Origin of the sequence: Rhizobium sp. WYJ-E13, assembly GCF_018987265.1 — a bacterium.
GTDB lineage: Bacteria > Pseudomonadota > Alphaproteobacteria > Rhizobiales > Rhizobiaceae > Rhizobium.
Genome location: NZ_CP076853.1, coordinates 197,693 through 220,910, shown reverse-complemented (window position 1 = coordinate 220,910; position 23,218 = coordinate 197,693). Strand labels below are relative to the sequence as shown.

23 protein-coding genes and 2 tRNA genes are annotated in these 23,218 nt (G+C 60.1%); 6 read left to right on the top strand and 19 right to left on the bottom strand.

Translation table 11 applies throughout. The features are described 5' to 3' along the window. Window positions 1–11 precede the first annotated feature (11 nt). The 11 genes from KQ933_RS01100 to KQ933_RS01050 all read right to left on the bottom strand — a co-directional run bounded on the left by KQ933_RS01100 (window position 12) and on the right by KQ933_RS01050 (window position 7,406). Window positions 12–818, bottom strand: coding sequence for a Ku protein (locus KQ933_RS01100; RefSeq protein WP_216756990.1), 807 nt, complete (start codon window positions 816–818; stop codon window positions 12–14). A 520-nt stretch (window positions 819–1,338) separates the two neighbouring features. Beyond that, window positions 1,339–1,414, bottom strand: a tRNA-Phe gene (locus KQ933_RS01095). A 175-nt stretch (window positions 1,415–1,589) separates the two neighbouring features. Next, the gene (gene yacG / locus KQ933_RS01090) at window positions 1,590–1,802 is read right to left on the bottom strand and encodes a DNA gyrase inhibitor YacG (RefSeq protein WP_216756989.1); all 213 of its coding nucleotides are present in this window, start codon (window positions 1,800–1,802) and stop codon (window positions 1,590–1,592) included. Between the two features lie 122 nt (window positions 1,803–1,924). Continuing rightward, window positions 1,925–2,545, bottom strand: coding sequence for a Maf-like protein (locus KQ933_RS01085; RefSeq protein ID WP_216756988.1), 621 nt, complete (start codon window positions 2,543–2,545; stop codon window positions 1,925–1,927). A 58-nt stretch (window positions 2,546–2,603) separates the two neighbouring features. Then, window positions 2,604–2,822, bottom strand: coding sequence for a translation initiation factor IF-1 (gene infA, locus KQ933_RS01080; RefSeq protein WP_003545338.1), 219 nt, complete (start codon window positions 2,820–2,822; stop codon window positions 2,604–2,606). A gap of 120 nt (window positions 2,823–2,942) precedes the next feature. Next, the gene (locus KQ933_RS01075) at window positions 2,943–3,428 is read right to left on the bottom strand and encodes a low molecular weight phosphatase family protein (protein ID WP_216756987.1); all 486 of its coding nucleotides are present in this window, start codon (window positions 3,426–3,428) and stop codon (window positions 2,943–2,945) included. Further along, the gene (locus KQ933_RS01070; protein WP_216756986.1) at window positions 3,425–3,898 is read right to left on the bottom strand and encodes a UPF0262 family protein; all 474 of its coding nucleotides are present in this window, start codon (window positions 3,896–3,898) and stop codon (window positions 3,425–3,427) included. Before KQ933_RS01070 ends, KQ933_RS01075 begins: the two co-directional genes overlap by 4 nt. Before the next feature lie 4 nt (window positions 3,899–3,902). Continuing rightward, window positions 3,903–5,201, bottom strand: a complete 1,299-nt coding sequence (gene hisD / locus KQ933_RS01065; RefSeq protein ID WP_216756985.1) for a histidinol dehydrogenase — start codon at window positions 5,199–5,201, stop codon at window positions 3,903–3,905. Window positions 5,202–5,235: 34 nt separating this feature from the next. Continuing rightward, window positions 5,236–5,673, bottom strand: coding sequence for a DUF2948 family protein (locus KQ933_RS01060; protein WP_216756984.1), 438 nt, complete (start codon window positions 5,671–5,673; stop codon window positions 5,236–5,238). 114 nt (window positions 5,674–5,787) lie between these two features. Further along, window positions 5,788–7,080 carry a UDP-N-acetylglucosamine 1-carboxyvinyltransferase gene (gene murA / locus KQ933_RS01055; protein WP_216756983.1) on the bottom strand — a complete coding sequence of 431 codons (1,293 nt, stop codon included), beginning with the start codon at window positions 7,078–7,080 and terminating at the stop codon, window positions 5,788–5,790. A gap of 116 nt (window positions 7,081–7,196) precedes the next feature. After that, window positions 7,197–7,406, bottom strand: coding sequence for a hypothetical protein (locus KQ933_RS01050; protein WP_216756982.1), 210 nt, complete (start codon window positions 7,404–7,406; stop codon window positions 7,197–7,199). Window positions 7,407–7,560: 154 nt separating this feature from the next. On the opposite strand from KQ933_RS01050, the gene KQ933_RS01045 reads away from it, so the two are divergent. Together KQ933_RS01045 and KQ933_RS01040 are read left to right on the top strand one after the other, a co-directional pair. Further along, window positions 7,561–7,635, top strand: a tRNA-Thr gene (locus KQ933_RS01045). Between the two features lie 148 nt (window positions 7,636–7,783). Beyond that, window positions 7,784–8,026 carry a DUF982 domain-containing protein gene (locus tag KQ933_RS01040; RefSeq protein WP_216756981.1) on the top strand — a complete coding sequence of 81 codons (243 nt, stop codon included), beginning with the start codon at window positions 7,784–7,786 and terminating at the stop codon, window positions 8,024–8,026. 235 nt (window positions 8,027–8,261) lie between these two features. Here the strand turns inward: KQ933_RS01040 and KQ933_RS01035 are convergent, their stop codons facing one another. Both KQ933_RS01035 and KQ933_RS01030 read right to left on the bottom strand, forming a co-directional pair. Then, window positions 8,262–8,525, bottom strand: a complete 264-nt coding sequence (locus tag KQ933_RS01035) for a hypothetical protein (protein WP_216756980.1) — start codon at window positions 8,523–8,525, stop codon at window positions 8,262–8,264. Window positions 8,526–8,608: 83 nt separating this feature from the next. Continuing rightward, window positions 8,609–8,827, bottom strand: coding sequence for a BON domain-containing protein (locus tag KQ933_RS01030; RefSeq protein ID WP_253958262.1), 219 nt, complete (start codon window positions 8,825–8,827; stop codon window positions 8,609–8,611). A 211-nt stretch (window positions 8,828–9,038) separates the two neighbouring features. On the opposite strand from KQ933_RS01030, the gene KQ933_RS01025 reads away from it, so the two are divergent. Beyond that, the gene (locus tag KQ933_RS01025; RefSeq protein ID WP_216758802.1) at window positions 9,039–9,323 is read left to right on the top strand and encodes a hypothetical protein; all 285 of its coding nucleotides are present in this window, start codon (window positions 9,039–9,041) and stop codon (window positions 9,321–9,323) included. 212 nt (window positions 9,324–9,535) lie between these two features. Next, a complete protein-coding gene (locus tag KQ933_RS01020) occupies window positions 9,536–11,596 on the top strand; it encodes an ATP-dependent helicase (RefSeq protein ID WP_216756978.1) in 2,061 nt (686 codons plus the stop codon). An 84-nt stretch (window positions 11,597–11,680) separates the two neighbouring features. On the opposite strand, the gene KQ933_RS01015 is transcribed toward KQ933_RS01020, so the two are convergent. From KQ933_RS01015 to galE, 3 genes are all read right to left on the bottom strand, one after another. Further along, window positions 11,681–12,742 carry an enoyl-CoA hydratase/isomerase family protein gene (locus KQ933_RS01015; RefSeq protein ID WP_216756977.1) on the bottom strand — a complete coding sequence of 354 codons (1,062 nt, stop codon included), beginning with the start codon at window positions 12,740–12,742 and terminating at the stop codon, window positions 11,681–11,683. Window positions 12,743–12,809: 67 nt separating this feature from the next. Beyond that, the gene (locus tag KQ933_RS01010; RefSeq protein ID WP_216756976.1) at window positions 12,810–14,765 is read right to left on the bottom strand and encodes a bifunctional diguanylate cyclase/phosphodiesterase; all 1,956 of its coding nucleotides are present in this window, start codon (window positions 14,763–14,765) and stop codon (window positions 12,810–12,812) included. Between the two features lie 110 nt (window positions 14,766–14,875). Beyond that, a complete protein-coding gene (galE, locus tag KQ933_RS01005; protein WP_216756975.1) occupies window positions 14,876–15,910 on the bottom strand; it encodes a UDP-glucose 4-epimerase GalE in 1,035 nt (344 codons plus the stop codon). Window positions 15,911–16,384: 474 nt separating this feature from the next. On the opposite strand from galE, the gene KQ933_RS01000 reads away from it, so the two are divergent. Further along, on the top strand, window positions 16,385–17,065 hold the full coding sequence (locus KQ933_RS01000; protein ID WP_216756974.1) for a Type 1 glutamine amidotransferase-like domain-containing protein: 681 nt from the start codon (window positions 16,385–16,387) through the stop codon (window positions 17,063–17,065). Here KQ933_RS01000 and KQ933_RS00995 read toward each other — a convergent pair. Together KQ933_RS00995 and mscL are read right to left on the bottom strand one after the other, a co-directional pair. Continuing rightward, window positions 17,062–18,228, bottom strand: a complete 1,167-nt coding sequence (locus tag KQ933_RS00995; protein ID WP_216756973.1) for a pyridoxal phosphate-dependent aminotransferase — start codon at window positions 18,226–18,228, stop codon at window positions 17,062–17,064. The genes KQ933_RS01000 and KQ933_RS00995 overlap by 4 nt on opposite strands. Window positions 18,229–18,350: 122 nt before the next feature. Continuing rightward, window positions 18,351–18,788 carry a large conductance mechanosensitive channel protein MscL gene (gene mscL, locus KQ933_RS00990; RefSeq protein WP_183728382.1) on the bottom strand — a complete coding sequence of 146 codons (438 nt, stop codon included), beginning with the start codon at window positions 18,786–18,788 and terminating at the stop codon, window positions 18,351–18,353. Window positions 18,789–19,007: 219 nt separating this feature from the next. Between mscL and KQ933_RS00985 the strand changes: the two genes are divergently transcribed. Next, window positions 19,008–22,508, top strand: a complete 3,501-nt coding sequence (locus KQ933_RS00985; protein WP_216756972.1) for a PAS domain-containing hybrid sensor histidine kinase/response regulator — start codon at window positions 19,008–19,010, stop codon at window positions 22,506–22,508. Window positions 22,509–22,511: 3 nt separating this feature from the next. Here KQ933_RS00985 and KQ933_RS00980 read toward each other — a convergent pair whose 3' ends face one another. Next, complete coding sequence (locus tag KQ933_RS00980) at window positions 22,512–23,075, bottom strand: TetR/AcrR family transcriptional regulator (RefSeq protein WP_216756971.1); 564 nt, start codon at window positions 23,073–23,075, stop codon at window positions 22,512–22,514. Window positions 23,076–23,218: the final 143 nt, after the last annotated feature.

Genomic DNA, 23,218 nt, shown 5'->3' with positions numbered 1-23,218 from the left:
CTCGCCGGAGATCAACGCGGCTTGCCGCGCCCGCCTTCAGCGGCCAGGCTCTTCTTCAGCGCATCCATGATGTTTATGACATTACCCGTCGATTTGACCGGCGCGGGCTTACGGGCCGGAGCGGCTTTCTTCAGGCTCTTCTCCTTGCCGCGGATCAGCGCTTTCAAACGTTTCTGAACCGGATCCTGCACCATCGAAGGGCTCCACTCCTTCGTCTCTTCCTTGACCAGCTTCTTCATCAAGGCCAGCAACTCGCTATCGACCTTTGCCTTCATGTCCAGTTCGGCTGCCGGTTCGCGCACCTCGTCACCATAGCGCAGCGTCCACAGAACAATGCCCTTGCCCTGCGGCTCCAGGAGTACGGCGCGCTCGCGCCGGTAGAGCACCAGTCTGGCAATGCCGACGACATTGTTGGCTCTCATGGCCTCGCGGATCACGCAGAAAGCTTCCATTCCAACCTTGTCTTCCGGCGCCAGGAAATGCGGCTTGTCGTACCAGATCCAGTCGATCGATCCGCTCGGCACGAAACTGTCGATATCGATCGTGCGGGTGCTCTCCAACCCCACTTCCTCGATCTCCTCATCCTCGAGCAGGACATAGTCATCCTCGCCACGCGGGTAACCCTTCACCTGATCCCTCTCGGAAACAGGTTTATGCGTGACGCTATCGACATACCGGCTTTCGACACGGTTTTTCGTCGCACGGTTCAGCACATGAAACCGCACCTTGCTCGACTCCGTCGTCGCCGGCGTCAATGAAACGGACGCGGTGACAAGCGAGAGCTTGAGGTAGCCTTTCCAGAATGTTTGACGGGCCATGCGCCATAAACGACGATTGAGGCGGGAGGTTCCGCTCGGTGCGGCTCGCCTGAGAGGAATCCAGGCCCGACACGCAGATTTCAACGGGATGTGATGGCTAGAAGCCACGGAAGGTAAGCGGATATCCGTTTCGACAACTTACTGACATGATTTCGTACCAACTGGTTCGATGTCGCAGTTATCAGGCAATCAGATGCTAAAAGAAGATGTATCGCGCGCGAAAAAACTCGCTCTTATCCTCACGCTGTTCTTTGGCGTGATCATATCCTACGCAAAGTTCACCGGACTATTTCCGCCACCGGATCTGCACGACGAGAGCAAATACGGGTCACCGGGCTGGTTCTCAAGCTTCGACCTCGGACCTCCGCCATTCCCTCACCCACCGGAATTTCCGCCAGTTGACAGACCGCGCGACATTCCCGTCTGAATGATGCAGATCGGAAAAGCGGAACACGATGACCCGACAAGCGAAGACGTCAGCGCTGGGGAACTCAATGTACTTGATAAGCGTGGATAGGAATGGTGCCCAGGACCGGAATCGAACCAGTGACACGCGGATTTTCAATCCGCTGCTCTACCAACTGAGCTACCTGGGCTAGCCATGCTTCATCGAAACATTCCGGTTGGAATGTCAGGGCCTTGGTTCGCCCCGGAAGCGAGCGGGGTTATAGCATCTTGTTCGCCCATGGCAAGCATCAAATGATAGTTTTTTGACGGTCTTGCTGACTTTGGCGATTTGCGAGGAAAAATAAGGGCTTCGCGGTGGAAAACCTAGTTTTCCTCGTCGGGGTAATCTGCCTTCGTCTCATCGTCGACGACAGGAATGGCGTAGGAGCCCGTCAGCCAGCGCGACAGGTCCACTTCGCGGCAGCGGTTGGAACAGAAGGGATAGTGCTCGCGGTTCGACGGCTTGCCGCATTCCGGGCAAGGGCGCGTCTTGCGCAACGGCGCGAGCTTGCCGCCGGTCTTCATTTCATCAGACATGGTTTCCTCCTACAGCATCGGCCCGAAAATCGTTCCGATTTTCGCAAAGCCTGATGCGTAGATTCAACAAGGTAGAGCGTCTTTTATGCGTCGGAATGGACGCACGGCGCTCTAGCAGGAGATCAGCCCTCGGGCCAACGGCTGTGGACATCGAAGCCCTCGCCGGTCAGAAGCAGGATGGTTTCATAAAGCGGCAGCCCTACGACATTGGTGTAGGACCCCACCATTTTCTGCACGAAGGTGCCTGCCAGGCCCTGGATCCCGTAAGCGCCGGCCTTGCCGCGCCATTGACCCGAGGCAATGTAGTTTTCAATCTCGAAACTCGACAGGCGCTTGAAGCGCACCTTCGTCTCGACGATTTTCTGGCGCACCTTGCGATCAGGCGTGACCAGGCAGATGCCCGTATAGACCACGTGGTTGCGGCCGGAGAGCAGGTGCAGGGAATTCGATGCCTCATCGGCGAATTCCGCCTTGCCGAGAATGCGGCGGCCAACGGCGACAACCGTATCGGCGGACAGGATATAACTGCCCTTCCAGGTGATGTCGCCCTTAATGGCGGCCAGCGCGGCTTCTGCCTTTTCGCCCGAGAGGCGGCGGGCGAGCGAGCGCGGGTGCTCCGACTTCTTCGGCGCCTCGTCGATATCCATCGGCATCAGGCGCGAAGGCTCGATGCCGGCCTGATTGAGCAGATCGACGCGGCGGGGCGAGCCCGAAGCCAGAATGAGCTTGTATTTCAGCGCCATGGAACCTCGACCATCGGCAGGCGGGAGCGGGAGCTCGTGGGAGCTTCGCAGACCAAGCTTACTTGAAGCGGTAGGTGATGCGGCCCTTCGTCAGGTCGTAGGGCGTCATTTCGACCAGAACCTTGTCGCCGGCGAGAACGCGGATGCGGTTCTTGCGCATGCGGCCAGCGGTGTGAGCTATGATCTCATGCTCGTTTTCGAGCTTCACGCGGAACGTCGCATTCGGCAGAAGTTCGGTCACGATACCCGGGAATTCGAGGACTTCTTCTTTCGGCATATAAGGGTTTTCTTCCTGTGTGTTGGATAAAGCGGCGCATGGCGCCCAAAAATTTGCGCGGAAACTACACAATCAACGGGGATTTGTGAACCTCGTAGATCGGGCTTTCTGACTTTTGTTTCACGCCGATTGCGCGGCGATGCCATTTCTCTTGAGTAGCCGGCTTTCGATGAGGCCGGCCAGGTGATCGCGAACCTCGCGATAACTGTCCAATATCTGCTCGCGCGTTCCGGTTGCGACCGTCGGATCCATGGTCGGCCAGTAGACGACATCGACGGCGCTGGAGCGGGTCAACTCGAGTGCTGCGTGATGGGCTTGCGGTGAGAGCGTGATGATGAGGTCGAAATAGTCGTCTTCGAGTTCCTCCAGCGTCTGCGGCAGGCGGCGGCCAAGCGACAGGCCTATTTCTTCCAATACCACATCGACGAAAGGATCGCGTTCGCCGGCACGAACGCCGGCAGACCGTATATAGGTATTGGCAGGCAGAATGCTACGGGCGATCACTTCCGCCATGGGCGAGCGGATGACGTTCAGCCCGCACATGAAGAGGATGGCGCCTGGCCGCTTTCCATCCTCTGTTTTGACGCCTGGCTCCATCGCGGTCATCCGCGCCAGTAGAGCACGCAGACCAGCGTGAAGAGGCGCCGGGCGGTATCGAAATCGACGTCGATCTTGCCGGAAAGCCGGTCCATAAGCGTCTGCGAGCCCTCGTTATGAATACCGCGCCGCCCCATATCGATCGCCTCGATGCGGCTTGGCGAGGCAGAGCGGATCGCCTCATAGTAGCTCTCACAGATCATGAAATAATCCTTCACGATCCGCCGGAAGGGCGTCAGCGAGAGAATGTGGGTCGCGACATCCTCGCCCTTTTCCGTGGTGATGGAAAAGACGAGCTTGGAATCGACCAGTGAGATGTTCAGCCGATAGGGACCGCCGGCATGGCCTGACGGCTTAAAGGAATTCTCCTCGATCAGATCGAAGATCGCCACCGCCCGCTCGTGTTCGACGTCAGGTGTCGAACGGCCGATCGTATCGTCAAGGACAACGTCACAGAGCCGGAAGTCGCCCTTCGCCATTCCCTCACCTTTCGAGGTTCAGGCGGATCGCGACCGATCGCGCATGGGCGTCGAGGCCTTCGGAAACGGCAAGCGCAATCGCCGCCGGCCCGAGGTCGCGAAGCTGCTGCGGGCCGAGCCGCAGGATCGAGGTGCGCTTGACGAAATCGAGAACCGAAAGACCGGAGGAAAAGCGCGCCGAGCGCGCCGTCGGCAGCACGTGGTTGGAGCCGCCGACATAATCGCCGATCACTTCCGGCGTATGCGCGCCGATGAAGATCGCGCCGGCATTGCGGATCTTGTCCACGAAGGCATCGGGATCGGCAACGGCAAGTTCCAGATGTTCGGCGGCGATACGGTTTGCCAGCGGAATGGCATCCTTGAGATCGGAGACAAGGATGATTGCGCCAAAATCGCGCCAGCTGGCCGCAGCAGTCTCTGCACGGTTCAGCGTCTTCAGCTGCCGTTCGACGGCCGCTTCGACCGCCTTGCCGAATTCCTCGTCGTCGGTGATCAGGATGGCCTGGGAGCTCTCGTCATGCTCGGCCTGCGCCAGCAGATCAGCGGCAACCCAATCGGGATTGTTGTCCTTGTCAGCAATGACGAGCACTTCTGACGGGCCGGCGATCATGTCGATACCCACAGTGCCGAAGACCTGGCGCTTGGCGGCGGCGACATAGGCATTGCCTGGGCCAGTAATCTTGGCAACCGGGGCGATCGTCTCCGTGCCATAGGCCAGGGCAGCAATCGCCTGCGCGCCGCCGACGCGGTAGATTTCACTCACGCCGGCGAGTTTGGCGGCGGCCAGCACGGCCGGATTGACAGAACCGCCCGTCGCCGGCACGGCGATGACGATGCGCTCCACGCCTGCGACCTTTGCCGGCACGGCGTTCATCAGGACCGAACTCGGATAGCTCGCCGTGCCGCCCGGTACGTAGAGACCAACAGCTTCGATCGCCGTCCAGCGTGAACCGAGACCGACGCCCATGTCGTCCTCGTAGAGCTCGTCCTTCGGAAGCTGGCGGCGATGATGAGATTCGATGCGGAGTGCGGCGACCTTGAGGGCGCCGAGCACTTCCGAGGGAACGACCTCGACGGCGTTTTCGATTTCTGCCTCGGTGACACGCATCGGCACGGTGGCGTAGTCGATGCTGTCGAACTTCTTCGAATATTCGGCGAGCGCCACATCACCGCGGGCGCGCACACCATCGATGATGGCGCGTACGACGGCGTTGACGTCTTCGGAGACCTCACGCTTGGTGGTCAGAAAGGCCGCGAACCGCTGCTCGAAACCGTCGGATGCCTGATTGAGCCAGATTGCCAAGGCGGTGTTCCTTCTCTACTCGAAACTGTTGCGCTCAGGTGCCGGGATGGCGCGGCTTGGAGCCCGTCTCCCAGGCGCCGCCGATATCGGCAAGCTGCACCTCGATGCATTCGACATCGAGGACGATCGAGGCCGTGCCTGAGAGCGAGAGTTCGAGGGCACCTTCCGGCCCCTCGCCCTTCTGCTCGAAACGCAAAGCGAGCAGCGACAGCACATCGTCGCGCCGCGAACGATCGATGCCAATCGAGCGGACGGAAAGCACGCGCTTAAAAACGAGGGCCGCGCGGTGGCGTTCGAAACCCTTGCGCTTGCGGGCTGCCTCTTCCCAGACGAAGCGGTTGGCGGCGATCGCGAACTGTTTATCGCGCGACGACCAGTCGATATCGGCGACCTTGAAGACGCTGTCCTGCATATGCGCGGAAATGACGGCAAGGTCTTCACTATCGAGCGCAACGAGCTTCAGGTCGGTCATCCAGCCTCTATCCCATGTCTTTCGGCCGCAGCCGCGGCGATCTGTCAGACAACGGAAATAAGGCGCGGCGGCCAAATACGCAACCGGGATAAAGCGCGCATAAGCGCCCTTTTCTTACTCGCTGACGCGTTCGACGATGGCGCCGCAGCGGGTCAGCTTCTCTTCCAGCCGCTCAAAGCCGCGATCGAGGTGATAAACGCGGGAAACCGTGGTTTCGCCTTCGGCGGCAAGGCCGGCGATGACGAGGGAAACGGAGGCGCGAAGATCGGTCGCCATGACAGGGGCGCCCTTCAGCCGCTCTACACCCTCGATCTTTGCCGTCTGGCCCGACAGCGAGATCTTCGCGCCGAGGCGGGCGAGTTCCTGCACATGCATGAAGCGGTTTTCGAAGATGGTTTCCGTGACATGCGAGATACCGGAGGAGCGGGTCATCAGCGCCATGAACTGAGCCTGCAGGTCGGTCGGGAAACCTGGGAAAGGATCGGTGACGATATCCACCGGCTGGATGCCGGCGCCATTGCGCTTGATGCGCATGCCATTGTTGGTCGACGAGATCTCCGCGCCGGCGCGGCGCAATGTTTCCAGCGCCGTTTCCAGGAGGGCGATATCGGTGTTTTCGAGCACGACATCGCCGCCGGCCATGGCAACGGCCATGGCATAGGTGCCGGTCTCGATACGATCAGGCAGGACGCGATGGCGCGCGCCGGACAGCGAGGTGACGCCCTCGATGGTGATGGTCGAGGTGCCGGCGCCGGAAACCTTGGCACCCATGGCGTTCAGGCAGTTGGCGAGGTCGACAACCTCGGGCTCGCGTGCGGCATTGCCGATCACCGTCGTGCCGCGGGCGAGCGTTGCCGCCATCATCAGCACATGCGTCGCACCGACGGATACTTTCGGGAAGGTATAGTGTGTGCCGATGAGGCCGCCCTGCGGTGCCTTGGCGTTGATGTAGCCGCCGTCGATTTCCATCGTTGCGCCAAGCGCGGTCAGGCCCTCGATGAAGAGATCGACCGGGCGCGTGCCGATGGCGCAGCCACCCGGCAGCGAAACACGGCAATGGCCCTCACGGGCGAGAAGCGGACCGATGACCCAGAAGGAGGCGCGCATCTTCGAGACCAGTTCGTAGGGAGCGGTCGTATCGACGATGGTGCGGCAGGTGAAATGGATCGTGCGTGCGTAGGAATCTTCCTGTCGCTCGCGGCGGCCGTTGACGGCAACGTCGACGCCGTGATTGCCGAGGATGCGCATCAGCAATTCGACATCGGCAAGGTGCGGTACGTTTTCCAGCGTCAGCGTATCGCTCGTCAAAAGCGAGGCGATCATCAGCGGCAGCGCGGCATTCTTGGCGCCGGAAATCGGAATGATGCCATTGAGCTCATTACCGCCGACAATTCTGATACGATCCATGTGCACTTACGGGCGAGGCCCGCCTTTCTAAAAAGTTTTGCCTGTGGGGGGCAAGGCAAGAAGTGGGGGTGTTTAGAGCAAATCCCCCGACGCTTCAATTCGACGCGGACCGAACATTACGATTCGTCCATTTTTGCGGCGGGCTTATTTGCGGCGGGCAGCCCATCTGTCTCGTCCGCCTGGCCGGACCGGCGGGCGCGCACCTGCTGTTTGCGTCTGGAAAGATTTTCTCTCAGCTTTTCGGCCGCCCGCTCGCGGCGCAATGCCGCCTGGGCCTCTATGGCCTCTTTCCGGCTCTGCCGGCCCTTTTCAGTCTCTTCGTTCATGCACCAGAATTAACCGAATTCGCGCCGTTCCAAAAGTGGGCCAGCCGTTATTCCCAGAGAAGTTGGAATTTGCTGCTTGCGCTCCTGCCGAAGCTGTGGCAATAGGCGCCCCGTTCACGCGAATTGAGCGTTTCCGCTTCACGCGTCTGGTCCTGCTGCCGTAGCTCAGTGGTAGAGCACACCCTTGGTAAGGGTGAGGTCGGTGGTTCAATCCCACTCGGCAGCACCAGTTTTCTCCCTTAGCATTATCCACTGCACCAATCGGCGCCATTGCTGCCGGTAAAAATCTCGCTAGAATATTAGCATTCTGAAGTCTTCGCGGAGGGAACTCGAAGGCTTCGTCAATGTTTCTATCGAGACATGCTGGAGGAGCATCGATGGCGACTGAACGATGGAATGGTCCGATCAAGGTCGGTTTCGAAGAGGCAGGGGCGCGCACGGTTAACGGACCGTTCGATGCCCTGGCATGCCTTGCCGAACACTGGCCTGCCGTGCGCGGACTGCGATATTTGAAGGCACGCAGCGCCTGCCGGGCCGCACTCGATGGCCGAAAGAGCGTCGAAGAGGCTCGCGCAGAGTTCATGGCGGCGGCCGAAGAAGCAAAGCTTAAAGTGCACTAAACTTTCGGCGGCGATATCGGACAACAAGAGCCCCATCCGTTCCGAAACGGAGCAATGCTTAATTTTCACGTAACCCTGCGCGGAGCTCGCGCGGGGCTTTGTCTCGAAAGAGATTGCGCCGCTCATCTGTTCATCCATAGAACGACGCCAGCCATCATGATGATGGTTAGAGGCTCGTCACCCTCTACGGGAGACTGCAGACGAGCCTCGTCCGAAAGAAACTTCGAATATTCCATCAGCAATTCGAAGTATTCCCATCCTTCACCTGAATATATCCTACACCGATGATTGTGCCATCCGCGGCGCGGATGAAGGACGGCAGAAAATGCGGTTCGGCGGGGTTGCAGACGGCGGCGCTGGTATATTCGTTCAACGCGATCTCGTCCTTCGGCAGAGCCGAATAATTCATATCTGTTTCGAGTGAGGCATAGGCGGAGCCGGCAAAGGCGCCGCCCCCCAGAAGAAGGGCCGCAGCCCACGGGCGTATAAGCGTTTGCATTATTGTCTCCAGCATTGATATCAGCTTTTCAACACGCGAGACGGAGAGTTGGTTCCTTGGAGACTCGTGGAGGGAACCTGGATTTATCTCACCAGCAAGCGACAATGCACATAACCGCTTCCCACAACCTCCTCGGCAATTGCCAGCGCTCGCACGCTATCGCCCCATTGCCGAACGAAACCTTCGAGAATAACGCTGGAACCAACGCTGATGACGATGATGTCAGTCGCGTCGAGATCGGCTGCGGCATGCAGGGCGCTTTCTACGGACGCGCGCAAGGCGGCGGCGTTGTGGTCCGTCATCCGGGCTTCCTCGTGGGGTGGCAAGCTGTGAAACCGCAGCACCATGACCGTTCCTGACATTGGCTAATAGGGATTTAACGCATGAACACGACGTTTTGTTGCCACGGGCTGCCGGCTGGAGGCATAGTCGCCGTGGCGGTGCTCCTGACGCCGGCCCTTGCCAGGAGACGTCAGGAGCCGCCGCAAGCAATTGCAGCCGAAGGAAACGATGATGAAAGCGCTGGTGCCCGCCCTTCTTCTTGCCACGACCCTTCTGGCCGCGCCTTTGCTGGCCGGCTGCTCGGCCGCGGACGCGCCTGCGCTGGAGCCCATTCCCGGCAGCATCACCTATGGCGGTCAGCCGCGCACGAAGCTGACGAAGTCGCCGATCGGCAGCGCCGTCTATAACGACTTTTACGATCAGTGGGGCCAGCACGTCTACGAGACCTATATCCTCCAGCCCGACCGCAGCCTGAAACTGGTGCGACGCCAGATCGTGCCGGACTTTCCGCAGTAGAGCGCCGTGCGTCCATTCAGACGCAAAGAGGAGGCTCTACGTCTATGAACTGGCGCATCGGGCTTTCCGAAAATCGGTCGATTTGCGAGCCGATGCTGCAGTGCACGGCAGTCCGCACCTGCTTGACAGCGGCGCCAATCGAGAACATCCAAGGAACATCTGATTTTATTCGCGGGCGCTGATTCTCCCACGAAGCCCAACCGGACGGCTGGATGTATCTCGAAAGACTCAATCCCCAGCAGCGCATGGCCGTGGAGCACGGCACACTCACTGACGGCAGCCATGTGGCCGGGCCGCTGCTGGTCATCGCCGGCGCCGGTTCCGGCAAGACGAATACGCTTGCCCATCGCGTTGCCCATCTCATCCTCAAGGGCGCCGATCCGCGCCGCATCCTGCTGATGACCTTTTCGCGCCGGGCGGCCGCCGAAATGGGTCGGCGCGTCGAACGCATCTGCGGCGAGGTTCTCGGCAAGAATTCCGGCATCATGGCTGATGCGCTCGCCTGGAGCGGCACGTTTCATGGCATCGGCGCGCGGCTGCTGCGTGACTATGCCGAACAGATCGGCATCGACCCGGCCTTCTCAATCCATGACCGGGAAGACAGCGCCGACCTGATGAACCTCGTGCGCCACGATCTCGGCTTCTCCAAGACAGAAAGCCGGTTTCCGACGAAAGGCACCTGTCTGGCGATCTATTCGCGTGCGGTGAATTCCGAGACGGAACTGCCGCTGGTGCTGCGCGACACCTTTCCCTGGTGTGCCACCTGGGAAAAGCAGCTTCGCGAGCTTTTTGCCTGCTATGTCGAGTCGAAGCAGAGCCAGAACGTGCTCGATTACGACGACCTGCTGCTCTACTGGGCACAGATGGTGGCCGAGCCCATGATCGCCGAGGATATTGGCAGCCGCTTCGATCATGTGCTCGTCGACGAGTATCAGGACACCAACAGGCTGCAGTCTTCGATCCTGCTTGCCCTCAAACCCACCGGCCACGGACTGACCGTCGTCGGCGACGATGCGCAGTCGATCTATTCCTTCCGGGCCGCGACGGTGCGCAACATTCTCGATTTTCCGGCCTCCTTCAGCCCGGCCGCCAACATCGTCACGCTCGACCGCAACTATCGCTCGACGCAGCCGATCCTCGCCGCCGCCAACGCGGTCATCGACCTTGCCTCGGAACGCTTTACCAAAAACCTCTGGACGGAGCGGGAGTCGCCGGAGCGGCCGAGGTTGGTCACGGTGCGCGACGAGAATGATCAAGCCCGCTATGTGGCCGATAAGGTTCTCGACAATCGCGAAGAGGGCGTGAAGCTGAAAAGCCAGGCCGTGCTCTTCCGCGCCTCGCATCACAGCGGTCCGCTGGAAGTGGAGCTCACCCGCCGCAACATTCCCTTCGTGAAATTCGGCGGACTGAAGTTTCTCGACAGTGCGCATGTGAAAGACATGCTGGCAGCATTGCGCTTTGCCCAGAATCCGCGCGACCGGGTGGCAGGTTTCCGGCTGATGCAGATCTTGCCGGGTATTGGCCCTTCCACGGCACAAAAGGTGCTGGACCATATGGCGGAAGACGCGAGCCCGGTGACGGCGCTTGCCGCCATGCCGGCGCCGCCACGCTCGGGCGATGACTGGACTTCGTTCGTTTCCACCATGCAGGAACTGAAAACCGGCAAGGCCGGCTGGCCTGCCGAGATCGAACTGGTGCGGAAATGGTATGAGCCGCATCTGGAACGGCTGCATGAGGATGCGAGCGCCCGGCTTGCCGATCTCATACAGCTCGAGCAGATCGCCGGCGGCTACGCCTCCCGCGAACGCTTCCTGACGGAACTGACGCTCGATCCGCCCGATGCCACCTCGGATCAGGCGGGTGTGCCGCTGCTCGACGAGGATTACCTCATCCTTTCGACCATCCATTCGGCCAAGGGGCAGGAATGGACAAAGGTCTTCATGCTGAACGTCATCGACGGCTGTATTCCTTCCGATCTTGCGGTCGGCACGACGGCCGAAATAGAGGAGGAGCGACGGCTGCTCTATGTGGCGATGACACGCGCCAAGGACAGCCTCGATCTCGTCGTGCCGCAGCGTTTCTTCACCTATGGGCAGAATTCGCAGGGCGACCGGCATGTCTATGCGTCGCGCAGCCGCTTCATTCCCGCCACGTTGCTGCAATTCTTCGAGGTCTGCGGCTGGCCTCAGGTGAAAGCCGATACGGCAGCAGCCCAGCAGGCGCGGCAGGTGCGCATCGATGTCGGCGCGCGCATGCGCGGCATGTGGCGTTAGAGCAATTCCAGCAAAAATGCGCAGCGGTTTTGCGTCCGGAATTGCGTAAAAGAAAGAGATAGGGCCTCTCCTGACCAGATGGCGCTAAAGCGCGAGCGGCGGCTTGGGTGGTTCGAAAAACCGGGCGATCATCTCGTCGTTGACCAAGGCGATCGTCGGCGGTGACCATTTCGGGTTGCGATCCTTGTCGACCACGGCCGCGCGTACGCCCTCGTAGAAATCGTGGCCATGCAGGATTTGCATGCAGGCGCCAAGCTCACGGGCGAGGCATTCGGCAAGTGTACGGCTCTGGCGTCCGGCACGCAGCAAACGGAGCGCAAGCTTCAGGCTCGTCGGTGAGCGGGTGAGAATGACGCGGCGGGTCTCGGCGGCAAATTCACCTTCTTCCCTCGCAAGCGCCGAAGCGATCGCCTCAACGCTGTTGAAGTGGAAGGCGCGGTCGATCATCGCCGCATTGGCCTGCAGTCTGCCTTCGCCCGGTTGATCCGACAGATTGCGCAGCGCCGCGTCGACATCGTCTGACGAGCTTCCCACGGGCAGATCCGAGAGACGCTGAATTGCCTCTTCGAGACGCGAGAAGGGCATATAGAAATCGGCAAGTCCGGCATGGATTGCATCGGCGGCATTGATATCGAGCCCCGTCAGGGCCATCCATGTACCGCTTTCGCCTGGCATGTGAGGCAGCAGCCACGTGGCGCCGACATCAGGGAAGTAACCGATGCCGGTCTCCGGCATGGCAAGGCGGGTGCGTTCGGTGACGATACGGTGGCGACCGTGGCTGGAAAGCCCGACGCCGCCGCCCATGGTGATGCCGTCCATCAACGCCACATAAGGCTTCGGATAGTTGGCGATACGGTAATTGAGGCGAAATTCCTCGCGCCAGAAGGTTTCCGCCAAGCCGTCGCCGGCACGCCCGCTGAGGTGAATGGCGCGGATATCGCCGCCGGCGCAGAAGCCGCGCTCACCCTCGCCCATCACGACGACGCTTGCCACGGATTGGTCACCGGCGAAATCGTCAAGTGCGGCGGCAATTGCACGCACCATCGGGATGGTCAGGCTGTTCAGCGCCCTTGGGCGGTTCAGCCGGACAAGACCTGCCGTACCACGTCGTTCAACTATGACTTCGCTCTGATTGCCGTTGTCCATGGTCCACCTCACTCCTGCCCTAGCAATAAACGGGGTTAGGCCGAGGTTCCAGTGGCTGGCTGATCAATCAGGCCGAGAGAGACTGCGAAACGCTGACATCGCGCCTGACCGCGTAGTCGATTGCCAGTTCCAGCGGCAGCGGCCGAGAGAAATAATAGCCCTGCGCCAGGCGCACACCGATGCCTTTCAGCGACTCTGCCACGTCCTCACTTTCGACCCCTTCGGCCACTGAGGCAATGCCAAGGTTCTGGCAGAGATTGGCGACGGAGCGGGTGATGTTCATGCAGCGCGCATCGCGATCGAAATTCATCACGAAGGCCTTGTCGATCTTCAGCTTGTCGAAGGCCAGGCGGTGGATGTGGCTCAAGCTCGAGTAACCCGTACCGAAATCGTCAAGCGCAATCGAGATGCCGGCAGCGCGCAACACGCCGATCACCTGATCGGCGGTGTCGAAGTCCGACAGCAGCGCCGTCTCTGTGATCTCGAATTCGATGCGTTTGGGATCGACGCCGGAGCGCGTGATCATGGCGAGCAGGACCATCGATGTTTCGTGGTCGCAGATATCGCGGGCCGAGAGGTTGAAGGAAACGCGCAGGTGCGACGGCATGATCTTCAGCGCGTCGAGCGCCTGGCCGAAGAGAATGCGCGTCACGCGGCCGATCACGGCAGTGCGCTCGGCAGCCGGGATGAAGGCATCCGGGCTGATACGGCCGAAGCGCGCGCTGTCCCAACGCGCAAGCGCCTCAAAACCGACGACACGGCCGCTGCGCAGTTCGATGATCGGCTGATATTCGAGCTTCAACTCCTTGGCAAAATTCTCCGCCTGCAGCTCCAGTTCGATCAGATAGCGCTGCGTCAGGATTTTTTCGTGCTCCGGCGAGAAGAGTTCGACACCGCCGGTACGCTTGCTCTTGACCTGATAGAGCGCGAAGTCCGCCTTTTCGTAGAGATCTTCGGCGCTGTATTCGCCCGCATCAGGATAAACGATGCCGCAGGAGCCGGAGACACGCACTGAACCGTCAGGAATTTCATAGGGATCACGCACGGCGGCACACAGCGCCAGACCGAGGTCGGAGACGCCCCTCAACGTCATATCAGACGGGAAAATGATGCCGAATTCATCGCCGCCGAGGCGTGAGACGATACCCTGATCGCCGACCAGCGAGACGAAGCGGCGCGCCGTCTCCTTCAACACGAGATCGCCGGCCGCGTGGCCGAAGACATCGTTGACAGGCTTGAAGCCGTCGAGATCGAGGATGCCGATGACGGGCGGCGCGGCCGGATTCTTCTGCAGCATCTTCTCGAGCGAGAGGAAGAAACTGCGGCGGTTGGCAAGACCGGTCAGTTGGTCCTGCATGGCATTGCGGCTATTGACGAGGTTCAGTTCCTCGGCTTCCGCCTGCTTCTGCTTGAGTTCCTCGGCAAGCCAGACCAGATGGGCGAAATTCTGGAAATAGCTGTTTATGACGCGCAGAAAGGGCAGAACGAGGAAAAGGCCGCTGACTGCCGTCGCGACGAAAACCGGGTTACCGGAAAACAGGAAGGTCACGATCATCGCTGTGAACGTGATGACCGTTGTAATCGCCGCTGCGAGCGGCAGGTGCATCAGACAGAAGACGCAGGAAATGCCGGTTACGACGAGGAAATAGGCGATCTGACCCTGCTGCGAGGCATCGCCATATTGATAGAGCGCAACAGCCCAGCCGCCGAAGCCGATCGTGAGGATAACGGCGCCGACCAGCGTCACCTTCATCAGCCTCAGCGCACGCTCCGGCGTGACATTTTCCTTGCCTGTTATCTCCCACCAGCAGAGGCGGAAGACGCAAACGATGCTGAGACTGACGGGAATGTAGAGCGAAAGCCAAAGAGGCGCCGACTTGATATGCGTGATAGCCACGGCCAGGGCATTGATGACGAGAAGAACGTACAAAATCGGAATCTGTGATGACAAAGCCTTGAACTGCGCCACCAGAAACTTCGGATTATCTTTTTGCAGCCGCAATGATGCTATGAAGTTCTTCATGATCCCTTTTCCTTTGGCGGAAGAGAGCCAGAGAAAGCTTGATTATTCCTTATTCACTTAACGTCAGACCCTCGCATCTGCGCGAGGATGGTAAATGCTCGGTTGCAAGTTCAGAAGGAGGCCGCAGCCAGCGCGCGATGAATGCTGTGCAGATCGTCGACGCTCTTGTTCATCAGGAAGAGTTCCCAATCGAGCGAACTGCGGACGATGGTTTCCAGCGAATCGTGTTTCGGCGTCCAGTTCAGCACGCGGCGGGCGAGCGTCGCATCGGCGACGACGCTTGCCGCGTCGCCCGGCCGGCGCGGCGCCATATTGATCTTGAAGGAGTGGCCGTTCAGGCGGGTGACCATGTTCAAGACATCGAGCACGGAATAGCCGTTGCCATAACCGCAATTGGCGACGAGTGGCCCCCTACCCTGGCGCAGATGCTGGAGCGCTTTCAAATGCGCCGCCGTCAAATCGCTCACATGGATATAATCACGCACGCCGGTGCCATCATGGGTCGGGTAATCGAAGCCGTAGACGGCGATGCTGTCGCGCTTTCCAAGCGCTGCCTCGCAGGCGACCTTTATGAGATGGGTCGCGCCGGAGGTCGACTGGCCGGTACGCAGATGCGGATCAGCACCGGCGACATTGAAGTAGCGCAGCGCCACATAATCGAAATCGTAGGCGGCGGCGGCATCACGCAGCATCATTTCGGTCATCAGCTTGGACTGACCGTAAGGATTTTCCGGGTTGAGCGGCGCCGTTTCCTTCACCGGAGCGGAGCTCTTCTGCTGGCCGTAGACGGCGGCCGTCGAGGAGAAGACGAAGTTGCGGATGCCGGCCTTGATGGCGGCGCTCAGAAGCACGCGCGTTTTACCCGAGTTATTATCGTAATAGGAGAGCGGATCGGTAACCGATACAGGGACGACAGCAGAGCCGGCGAAATGGATGATCGCTTCGATATCGTTCTCGATGAAGATCTTCTTCAGAACGTCCGTGTCGGCGACATCGCCGAGATAGAAGCGCGCGGCCGGCGCCACAGCCCAGCGAAAACCGGTGGAGAGCCGATCGAGCACGACCACATCTTCCCCGGCATCGAGCAGCGTCCAAACCATGTGGCTGCCGATATATCCAGCCCCACCCGTCACCAGAACCGCCATGTCTGCATTCCCTGTTTTATGTTTTTTCGGGAGCATCAGAACGGCCTTTTCCTTTCCGATTTTATTATCAAGCGGCCTCGGAAAGCCTTTGCAGCCAGTATGTTTGGAGATGTGGTTAGAGGCGGATTTCAGGAATTTCTACAATTTTATCGAACAGCCGGTTTCGGGACAAAAACGCCTTTTGCCACCCCTTTTCCGATCGCGTTGACAAGGCGTCCACGGCAAGTCAAGGTAGGTGCATGAACAACTACGCGTTTCAGGTTATGACGATGGGCATGACGACCACCCTTTGCGGTGGGGGTGTCGGCTTGTGACCTGAAACTGTTCACTTTACCCGATCCAACCCCGCCGGACACGCGCGGGGTTTTTTGTTTCTGCCCCGGTGTCCGCCCCATACAAAGGACTTCTCGTGGCACAAGATCTTCTCTCAATGCCGGTTCGTAACCCGCTTCTCCAAAACAGGGAGCGGCAACGATGAGACTCTACCTCTCATCCTACCGGCTCGGCGCCAGCGCCTTCCGGCTGAGGAAACTTCTCAATGGCGGACGGCGCGCCGCCGTCATCCAGAACGCGCTGGACTTCATTCCGACCAAGGCCCGGCGTGCCTATGAGGCCAATATCTATGATCCCAAGGCAGAGCTTGCCGATTGGGGGATCCAGGCGGAAGAACTGGATTTGCGGCAATATTTTGGACGGCCGAATACACTCAGAAAGGCGCTCGCCGGCTTCGACCTCGTCTGGGCAGTCGGCGGCAATGCATTTCTTCTGCGGCGGGCCATGCGGCAGAGCGGCTTCGATCGCATCATCGGGGAATTGCTGCGCCAGGATGCGCTCGTCTATGGCGGCTTCAGCGCCGGGGCGGTCGTTGCAACGCCATCGCTAAAGGGTATCGACATCATGGACGATCCGCAGCAGCTTGCACCTGATTACGACGAAGCAATCCTGTGGGACGGTCTCGGACTCGTCGATTTCTCCATCGTCCCGCATTACCGCTCTGACCATGATGAGGCCGAAGCCGCCGAAAAGACGGTCAACTTCCTTGAAGAAGCCGGCACGCCCTTTCAGCCGCTGAGAGACGGCGAAGTCATCGTCGTCGAGGGCCGGAATGTGACGCTGCTACCAGTACTGCCGGAAGCGATGCGTCGCTCCGTCTAGAGCTTCAGGATATAGTCGCAAAGCCGTTCGGCCGCGACTGTCACCTGCGCCGGATCGCGCAGGAAGCAGGCGCGCAGAAAAAGTTCGCCGCCGGGTCCGAAGGCCGTGCCAGGGGCAAGGCCGACACCGGTCTTGTCGACGATGTCGATCGCAGCCTTGCGGCTGTCGGTGACGCCGTCGATCTTGAGGAAGGCGTAAAGCGCGCCATCGGGCTTCAGTGTTTCGACCCGATTGGTGGCGATCAGTACATCGCAGAGGATATCGCGGGAGCGGGTTGCCTTGTCGATGTTCGTCTGCACGAAGGCGTCACCCTCGTTGAGGGCTGCGACCGCGCCCTTCTGCATGAACTGAGCAACGCCCGAAGTGGAATATTGGATCAGGTTTTCCAGCACCTGCCCGGCTTCCGGTGGAGCAACAATCCAGCCGACGCGCCAACCGGTCATCGACCAGTTCTTGGAGAAGGAGTTGACGAACATCACCTTGTCGCCCGGTTCCATCACATCAAGGAAAGAGGGCGCCCGGCCACCAGCGTAGAAATAACGGGCATAGATCTCGTCGGCCATGATCCAGAGATGATGCTTGCGGGCCAGCGCCAGGATATCGGCCAGATCGTCCTTCGTCGCGGTCCAGCCAGTCGGGTTCGACGGCGTGTTGATGAAGAGGCCGCGGGTCTTCGGCGTGATGGCCGTCTCGATGCGGTTGAGGTCAACCGCCCAGGTGCCACCTTCGAACTGGAGCTCTACGCCAACCGATCGGGCGCCGGCGATTTCGAGTGCAGCGGCAATGTTCGGCCAAGCTGGGGTGAGATAGACATATTCATCGCCGGGCGAGGTGATTGCCTGAACGGCAATCTGGATCGCCTGCATGCCCGAACCGGTCACATAAAAATGCTCGACCGGAAGGCGGATGCCAAAATGCCTGAAATAATAATCCGACAGCGCCTGGCGCAACTCGGGAATGCCGCGCTGCCAGGTGTAGAAGGTCTCGCCGGCGGCGAGCGCCTGCATGGCGGCCTGATTGATGAAATCGGGGGTAGGAAGATCACCCTCGCCGACCCAGAGCGGCAGGAGGCCTTCACGGCCGCGGGCATAGTTGACGACTTCGACGATCCCGCTTTCTGGCGCTGCAATGGCGCGCGGGCTGAGGCTGCTTACAATCGACATGCATATCTCCAGTTCACGCCTTCATAGCGGATTTGCAGGCGCAAATCCCATGATAATGCGTGATGGCATATCGATTTTCGTGATGATTGAGCCCGGCCGGGGCGGACGGGCTCGGGACCAGATCAGACGGCGGGGCGTTTGGCGAGAAGGTCGCGGATTTCCGTCAGCAGCGCGACATCCGCCGGCGGCGGCGGAACCTCTGCCGGCGCTTGCTTTTCCTTGCGCTCGACCTGCTCGCGCAGAATATTCACAGCCTTGATCATCAGGAAGATGATCCACGCGAGGATCAGGAAATTGATGAGGACGGTAATGAAGCTGCCATACGCGAAAACGGCGCCCTGAGCGCGGGCGCCGGCAAGGCTCGTCTCAGTGACCTTGGATGACAGCGGAATGAAGTAGTTGGAGAAGTCGAAACCGCCGAAGATCGCACCGACGATCGGCATGATGATATCGTCGACCAGAGATTTGACGATGCCCCCGAAGGCGCCGCCGATGATAACGCCGACAGCAAGATCCATGACATTGCCGCGGGCGATGAATGCTTTGAACTCATTGAGCATCAGATCTGTCTCCCCTTGATGCATTTTCAAAGACATGCCGTTGTTTTCATTAGCTACACCTCCATCTCAATTAATCAATCGACAATTGGAAATATTCGAACACTGTCCCCTTCCGCGTAGAACTTAAGACCAAGGCCGCGGCAATTTTCAAACTTGCTGAATTGCCCTAATCTTCAAACTGTTCCGGAGGACGGCGGATTGTCCGCCGGCGGAGGGTCAATGCTTCCAGGCTGGATCATATTTGCGTTTGCCTTGGGTTATCTTCTGCTGCTTTTCGCAGTGGCAAGCTATGGCGATCGCCGGAGCCGGAAATTCGGTGTGCCGGAAGGCGGCCGGCCGGTGGTCTATGCACTCAGCCTGGCGATCTACTGCACGTCCTGGACCTATTTCGGCGGCGTCGGCTTAGCTGCCCATAACGGGCTGGAATTTGCCGGCATCTATATCGGGCCGATCCTCGTCTTCACACTCGGCATGCCGCTGCTCCGGCGTATCATCGAACTCGCCAAGGCCGAGAAGCTGACCTCCGTCGCCGATTTCATTGCCGCGCGCTACGGCAAAAATTCCACGGTTGCCACCATCGTGGCGCTGATCTGCCTCATCGGCACCATTCCCTATATCGCGCTGCAGCTGAAATCCATTTCGGCGACCGTCACGGCCATGGTCAATCCATCCGACTATGGCATCGGCAGCGGCAATCTCTACTTCCTCGACCTGCCGCTGATCGTCACGCTGGTGCTAACCTGCTTCGCCATCATGTTCGGCACCCGCCACACCGATGCGACCGAACATCAGGACGGGCTCATCCTCGCGGTATCGATGGAATCGATGGTGAAGCTCGTTGCCTTCCTGACGGCAGGCGTCTGCGTCATCTGGTTCCTGTTCGACGGGCCAAGCGACCTGTGGCAGAAGGGATCGGAGAACACCCTGGTCACCGGCGCACTCGACTATCAGACCCCGCTCAGCCGATGGATCACGCTGACGCTGCTCTCCGCCTTTGCGATCATCATGCTGCCGCGCCAGTTCCATGTCACCGTCGTCGAAAACCGCACGGCAAAGCAGCTCCGGCTCGCGGGTATTCTCTTTCCGCTTTATCTGATTGCCATCAATCTCTTCGTGCTGCCGGTCGCCATCGGCGGGCTGCTCATCTTCGGAGGCAACGGCAACGCCGATCTTTATGTTCTTACCCTGCCACTTGCAGGGCAAATGCCTGCAGTCTCGCTGATCACGTTCATCGGCGGTTTTTCAGCGGCGACCGCCATGGTGATCGTCGATTCCGTGGCGCTTTCCATCATGGTGTCGAACGACATCGTCATGCCGTTCTTCCTGCGCCGGAAGCTCGCGGGTCTTGCGAGCCAGCGCGACGACTTCGCAAAGAGCCTGCTCAATATCCGCCGCAGCGCCATCTTCGCCGTGCTGCTGCTAGGTTATGCCTATTATCGCTCGACGGACAGCACGGCAGGGCTTGCTTCGATCGGCCTGCTCTCCTTTGCCGCCATCGCGCAGATTGCACCCGCCCTCTTCGGCGGCATGATCTGGCGGCGGGCGAATGCGCGCGGCGCCATCCTCGGCCTATCGTCGGGCTTCATCATCTGGGTCTACCTGCTGTTCCTGCCGTCCCTCGGAGGCCCGGATTATTCCTATGTGGCAAGCACCTTCCTCGGCTTCATCTTTCCCGGCACGACGCTCTTTACCGGCCCGGATACCGATCCGCTTGTCAATGCGACGGCGATGAGCCTGCTCGTCAACACCGCCGCCTTCATCGTCGGCTCGCTGACACGCAACGCCAAACCACTGGAACGCATCCAGGCCGGCATCTTCGTCAAGCGGCATTCGCGCTCGCAATTTGCCACGCGCGGCTGGAAGACCCGCATCAGCGTCGGCGATCTCAAGACGGCGATCGCCCGCTATCTCGGCGAGGAGCGCATGCAGCGCTCGCTTGCGACCTACGAGCAGAGTTCCGGGCGCAAACTGGAGGACGACCAGCCGGCCGACATGGCGCTTATCCATTTCACCGAGCAGCTTCTCGGCAGCGCCATCGGCTCCTCCTCGGCGCGGCTGGTGCTGTCCCTGATCCTGCAGAAGATCGAGGATGCCTCGTCCGATACGGCATGGCTGCTCGATCAGGCGAGCGAAGCGCTGCAATATAATCAGGACATGCTGCAGACCGCACTTTCACAGATGGACCAGGGCATCGCTGTCTTCGACAGTTCCAATCGGCTGACCATCTGGAACCGACGTTTCCGGCAATTGCTGGACCTGCCGGAAAATGCCGGTCAGGTCGGTTTTCCGCTCTCGGAGATCGTCAACATCCTGAGCCAGCGCGGCGATATCGCACCCGGCGACCAGTCACAGGCCGTGCGGCACTTCCTGACGCTCGACAAGCCCTTCCCGCTCGTGCTCGGAGGCGGCGAACGCATCATCGAAGTGCGCTCCAATGCCATGCCGGACAAAGGTATCGTCGCGACCTTTACCGACATCACTCAGCGCGTCGCCGCCGACCGGGCACTGAAGCAGGCAAACGAGACGCTGGAGCAGCGCGTCGTGGAGCGAACCGCAGAACTGACCCGCGTCAACCGGGAACTCGGCGAGGCGCGCGCTGCGGCAGACGAGGCCAACATCGGCAAGACCCGCTTCTTTGCCGCTGCCGGTCACGATATCCTGCAGCCGCTCAATGCCGCCCGGCTTTACTCCTCCGCTCTCGTCGAGCGCATGGCGCAATCGGAAAACAGCCCGATCGTGCGCAATATCGATTCTGCGCTGGAATCGGTTGAGAGCATTCTCGGCGCCGTGCTCGATATTTCCCGCCTCGATACCGGCGCCATGCGGCCGCGGCTGGCATCCGTGCCGCTGTCCGACCTGCTGGAACGCATTGAGACCGATTTTGCGCCGATCGCACGCGAGAAGAAGCTGAAGCTCAAAGTGATGCCGACGTCCCTGCGCGTTCGCTCCGACCCGAACCTGCTGCGGCGGCTGGTGCAGAACCTCGTCTCCAACGCCATCAAATATACCGTCAGCGGCAAGGTGCTGGTCGGCGCGCGGCGGCGTGGCAATCAAGTGGTGATCCAGGTGATGGATTCCGGCATCGGCATTCCGCCCTCGAAATTCCGGACGGTGTTCAAGGAATTCGCGAGGCTCGATGAGGGCGCCAAAACCGCATCGGGCCTGGGGCTCGGGCTCTCCATCGTCGACCGCATCGCCCGCGTGCTCAGCCATAAAGTCGAGCTTTATTCGACCCATGGCAAAGGTACGGAATTCCGAATCCTCATTCCGCTCGATATCTCAAAGAGTGCGGAAACCGCTGCAGCCATACTTCCCGTCGACCGGACGGCGCAGCCGTTGCAGGATCTGCGCATCCTCTGCATCGACAACGAACCGAAGATCCTCGAAGGCATGCGGCTGCTGATCGACGGATGGGGCTGTGAAACGCAGGCGGTGGATTCGCTTTCCGCTGTCCGGATGCTTTCGATGCGGCAGCCGCCGGACCTCGTCATTGCCGATTACCATCTCGCTGACGGAACCGGGGTCGAAGCGATCCTGCACCTGCGGCAGCATTTCGGCATCGATATTCCAGCCCTGCTCGTTACCGCCGACCGGACACCGGAAGTGCGGGCCGAGGCGGAAAAGCACGGCATCGCGGTACAACACAAGCCGGTGCGCCCGGCGGCATTGCGCGCCTACATCACACAGATTTCCGGCTTGAAGCGCACCGCCGCCGAGTGAAGATCAGGCGGCCTTACGCCGGCCGAAGACGTGGCCGACAAGCTCCTGCACACGGGCGGCGGTCGGGACATCACCGAACAGGATGCGGTACATGATAGGGGCGACCACGCGGTCCATCACGACATCGACATCGGGAAAGACCTCACCCCTCTCCTTCGCCCGGCCGGCAATCGTCTCGATCTGCTGGCGGGTAAAGTTGCAGCATTTATTGGCATTGTCACCTGTCTGGGCTGAGAGCACGTCCCGGATATATTCGCGGCCGGGGCCGGAGGACATTTCCTCCGCATATTGCTCGGCCCAGGCTTCCAGGTCACCGGCGCCACTGCCGGTATCGACCGGCTCCATGTCGGGACGCAGACGCTCGACGGCGACATCGGCAAGCAATTCCTGCAGGTCACCCCAGCGGCGGTAGATGGTGGACGGGGTCACGCCTGCGCGTGTCGCAATCAGCGGAACAGTGATCTCCGCGCGGCTCATGTCTGCCAGGAGTTCGCGGACTGCCGCATGCACCGAAGCCTGGACACGCGCACTTCTGCCACCGGGACGGATATTCTCTTTCACTGCCATTTCGAACCCAACCTCCTCCCCCTAAAGCGTGCTGCGATCTTTCAGATCCGCCTGGCACGCTCCAGGTTTTTTTTCGCCTGTCGCGGACGCAAAACCGCTGCACACTTTTGCTGGAATTGCTCCAGCATCAACAGTTCAGAAAC

Coding starts and splice junctions, on each gene's coding strand:
- KQ933_RS01100 (WP_216756990.1), bottom strand. CDS start 818: ATGGCCCGTCAAACATTCTGGAAAGGCTACCTCAAGCTCTCGCTTGTC.
- yacG (WP_216756989.1), bottom strand. CDS start 1,802: ATGTCTGATGAAATGAAGACCGGCGGCAAGCTCGCGCCGTTGCGCAAG.
- KQ933_RS01085 (WP_216756988.1), bottom strand. CDS start 2,545: ATGGCGCTGAAATACAAGCTCATTCTGGCTTCGGGCTCGCCCCGCCGC.
- infA (WP_003545338.1), bottom strand. CDS start 2,822: ATGCCGAAAGAAGAAGTCCTCGAATTCCCGGGTATCGTGACCGAACTT.
- KQ933_RS01075 (WP_216756987.1), bottom strand. CDS start 3,428: ATGACCGCGATGGAGCCAGGCGTCAAAACAGAGGATGGAAAGCGGCCA.
- KQ933_RS01070 (WP_216756986.1), bottom strand. CDS start 3,898: ATGGCGAAGGGCGACTTCCGGCTCTGTGACGTTGTCCTTGACGATACG.
- KQ933_RS01060 (WP_216756984.1), bottom strand. CDS start 5,673: ATGACCGACCTGAAGCTCGTTGCGCTCGATAGTGAAGACCTTGCCGTC.
- murA (WP_216756983.1), bottom strand. CDS start 7,080: ATGGATCGTATCAGAATTGTCGGCGGTAATGAGCTCAATGGCATCATT.
- KQ933_RS01050 (WP_216756982.1), bottom strand. CDS start 7,406: ATGAACGAAGAGACTGAAAAGGGCCGGCAGAGCCGGAAAGAGGCCATA.
- KQ933_RS01040 (WP_216756981.1), top strand. CDS start 7,784: ATGGCGACTGAACGATGGAATGGTCCGATCAAGGTCGGTTTCGAAGAG.
- KQ933_RS01035 (WP_216756980.1), bottom strand. CDS start 8,525: ATGCAAACGCTTATACGCCCGTGGGCTGCGGCCCTTCTTCTGGGGGGC.
- KQ933_RS01030 (WP_253958262.1), bottom strand. CDS start 8,827: ATGACGGACCACAACGCCGCCGCCTTGCGCGCGTCCGTAGAAAGCGCC.
- KQ933_RS01025 (WP_216758802.1), top strand. CDS start 9,039: ATGAAAGCGCTGGTGCCCGCCCTTCTTCTTGCCACGACCCTTCTGGCC.
- KQ933_RS01020 (WP_216756978.1), top strand. CDS start 9,536: ATGTATCTCGAAAGACTCAATCCCCAGCAGCGCATGGCCGTGGAGCAC.
- KQ933_RS01015 (WP_216756977.1), bottom strand. CDS start 12,742: ATGGACAACGGCAATCAGAGCGAAGTCATAGTTGAACGACGTGGTACG.
- KQ933_RS01010 (WP_216756976.1), bottom strand. CDS start 14,765: ATGAAGAACTTCATAGCATCATTGCGGCTGCAAAAAGATAATCCGAAG.
- galE (WP_216756975.1), bottom strand. CDS start 15,910: ATGGCGGTTCTGGTGACGGGTGGGGCTGGATATATCGGCAGCCACATG.
- KQ933_RS01000 (WP_216756974.1), top strand. CDS start 16,385: ATGAGACTCTACCTCTCATCCTACCGGCTCGGCGCCAGCGCCTTCCGG.
- KQ933_RS00995 (WP_216756973.1), bottom strand. CDS start 18,228: ATGTCGATTGTAAGCAGCCTCAGCCCGCGCGCCATTGCAGCGCCAGAA.
- mscL (WP_183728382.1), bottom strand. CDS start 18,788: ATGCTCAATGAGTTCAAAGCATTCATCGCCCGCGGCAATGTCATGGAT.
- KQ933_RS00985 (WP_216756972.1), top strand. CDS start 19,008: ATGCTTCCAGGCTGGATCATATTTGCGTTTGCCTTGGGTTATCTTCTG.
- KQ933_RS00980 (WP_216756971.1), bottom strand. CDS start 23,075: ATGGCAGTGAAAGAGAATATCCGTCCCGGTGGCAGAAGTGCGCGTGTC.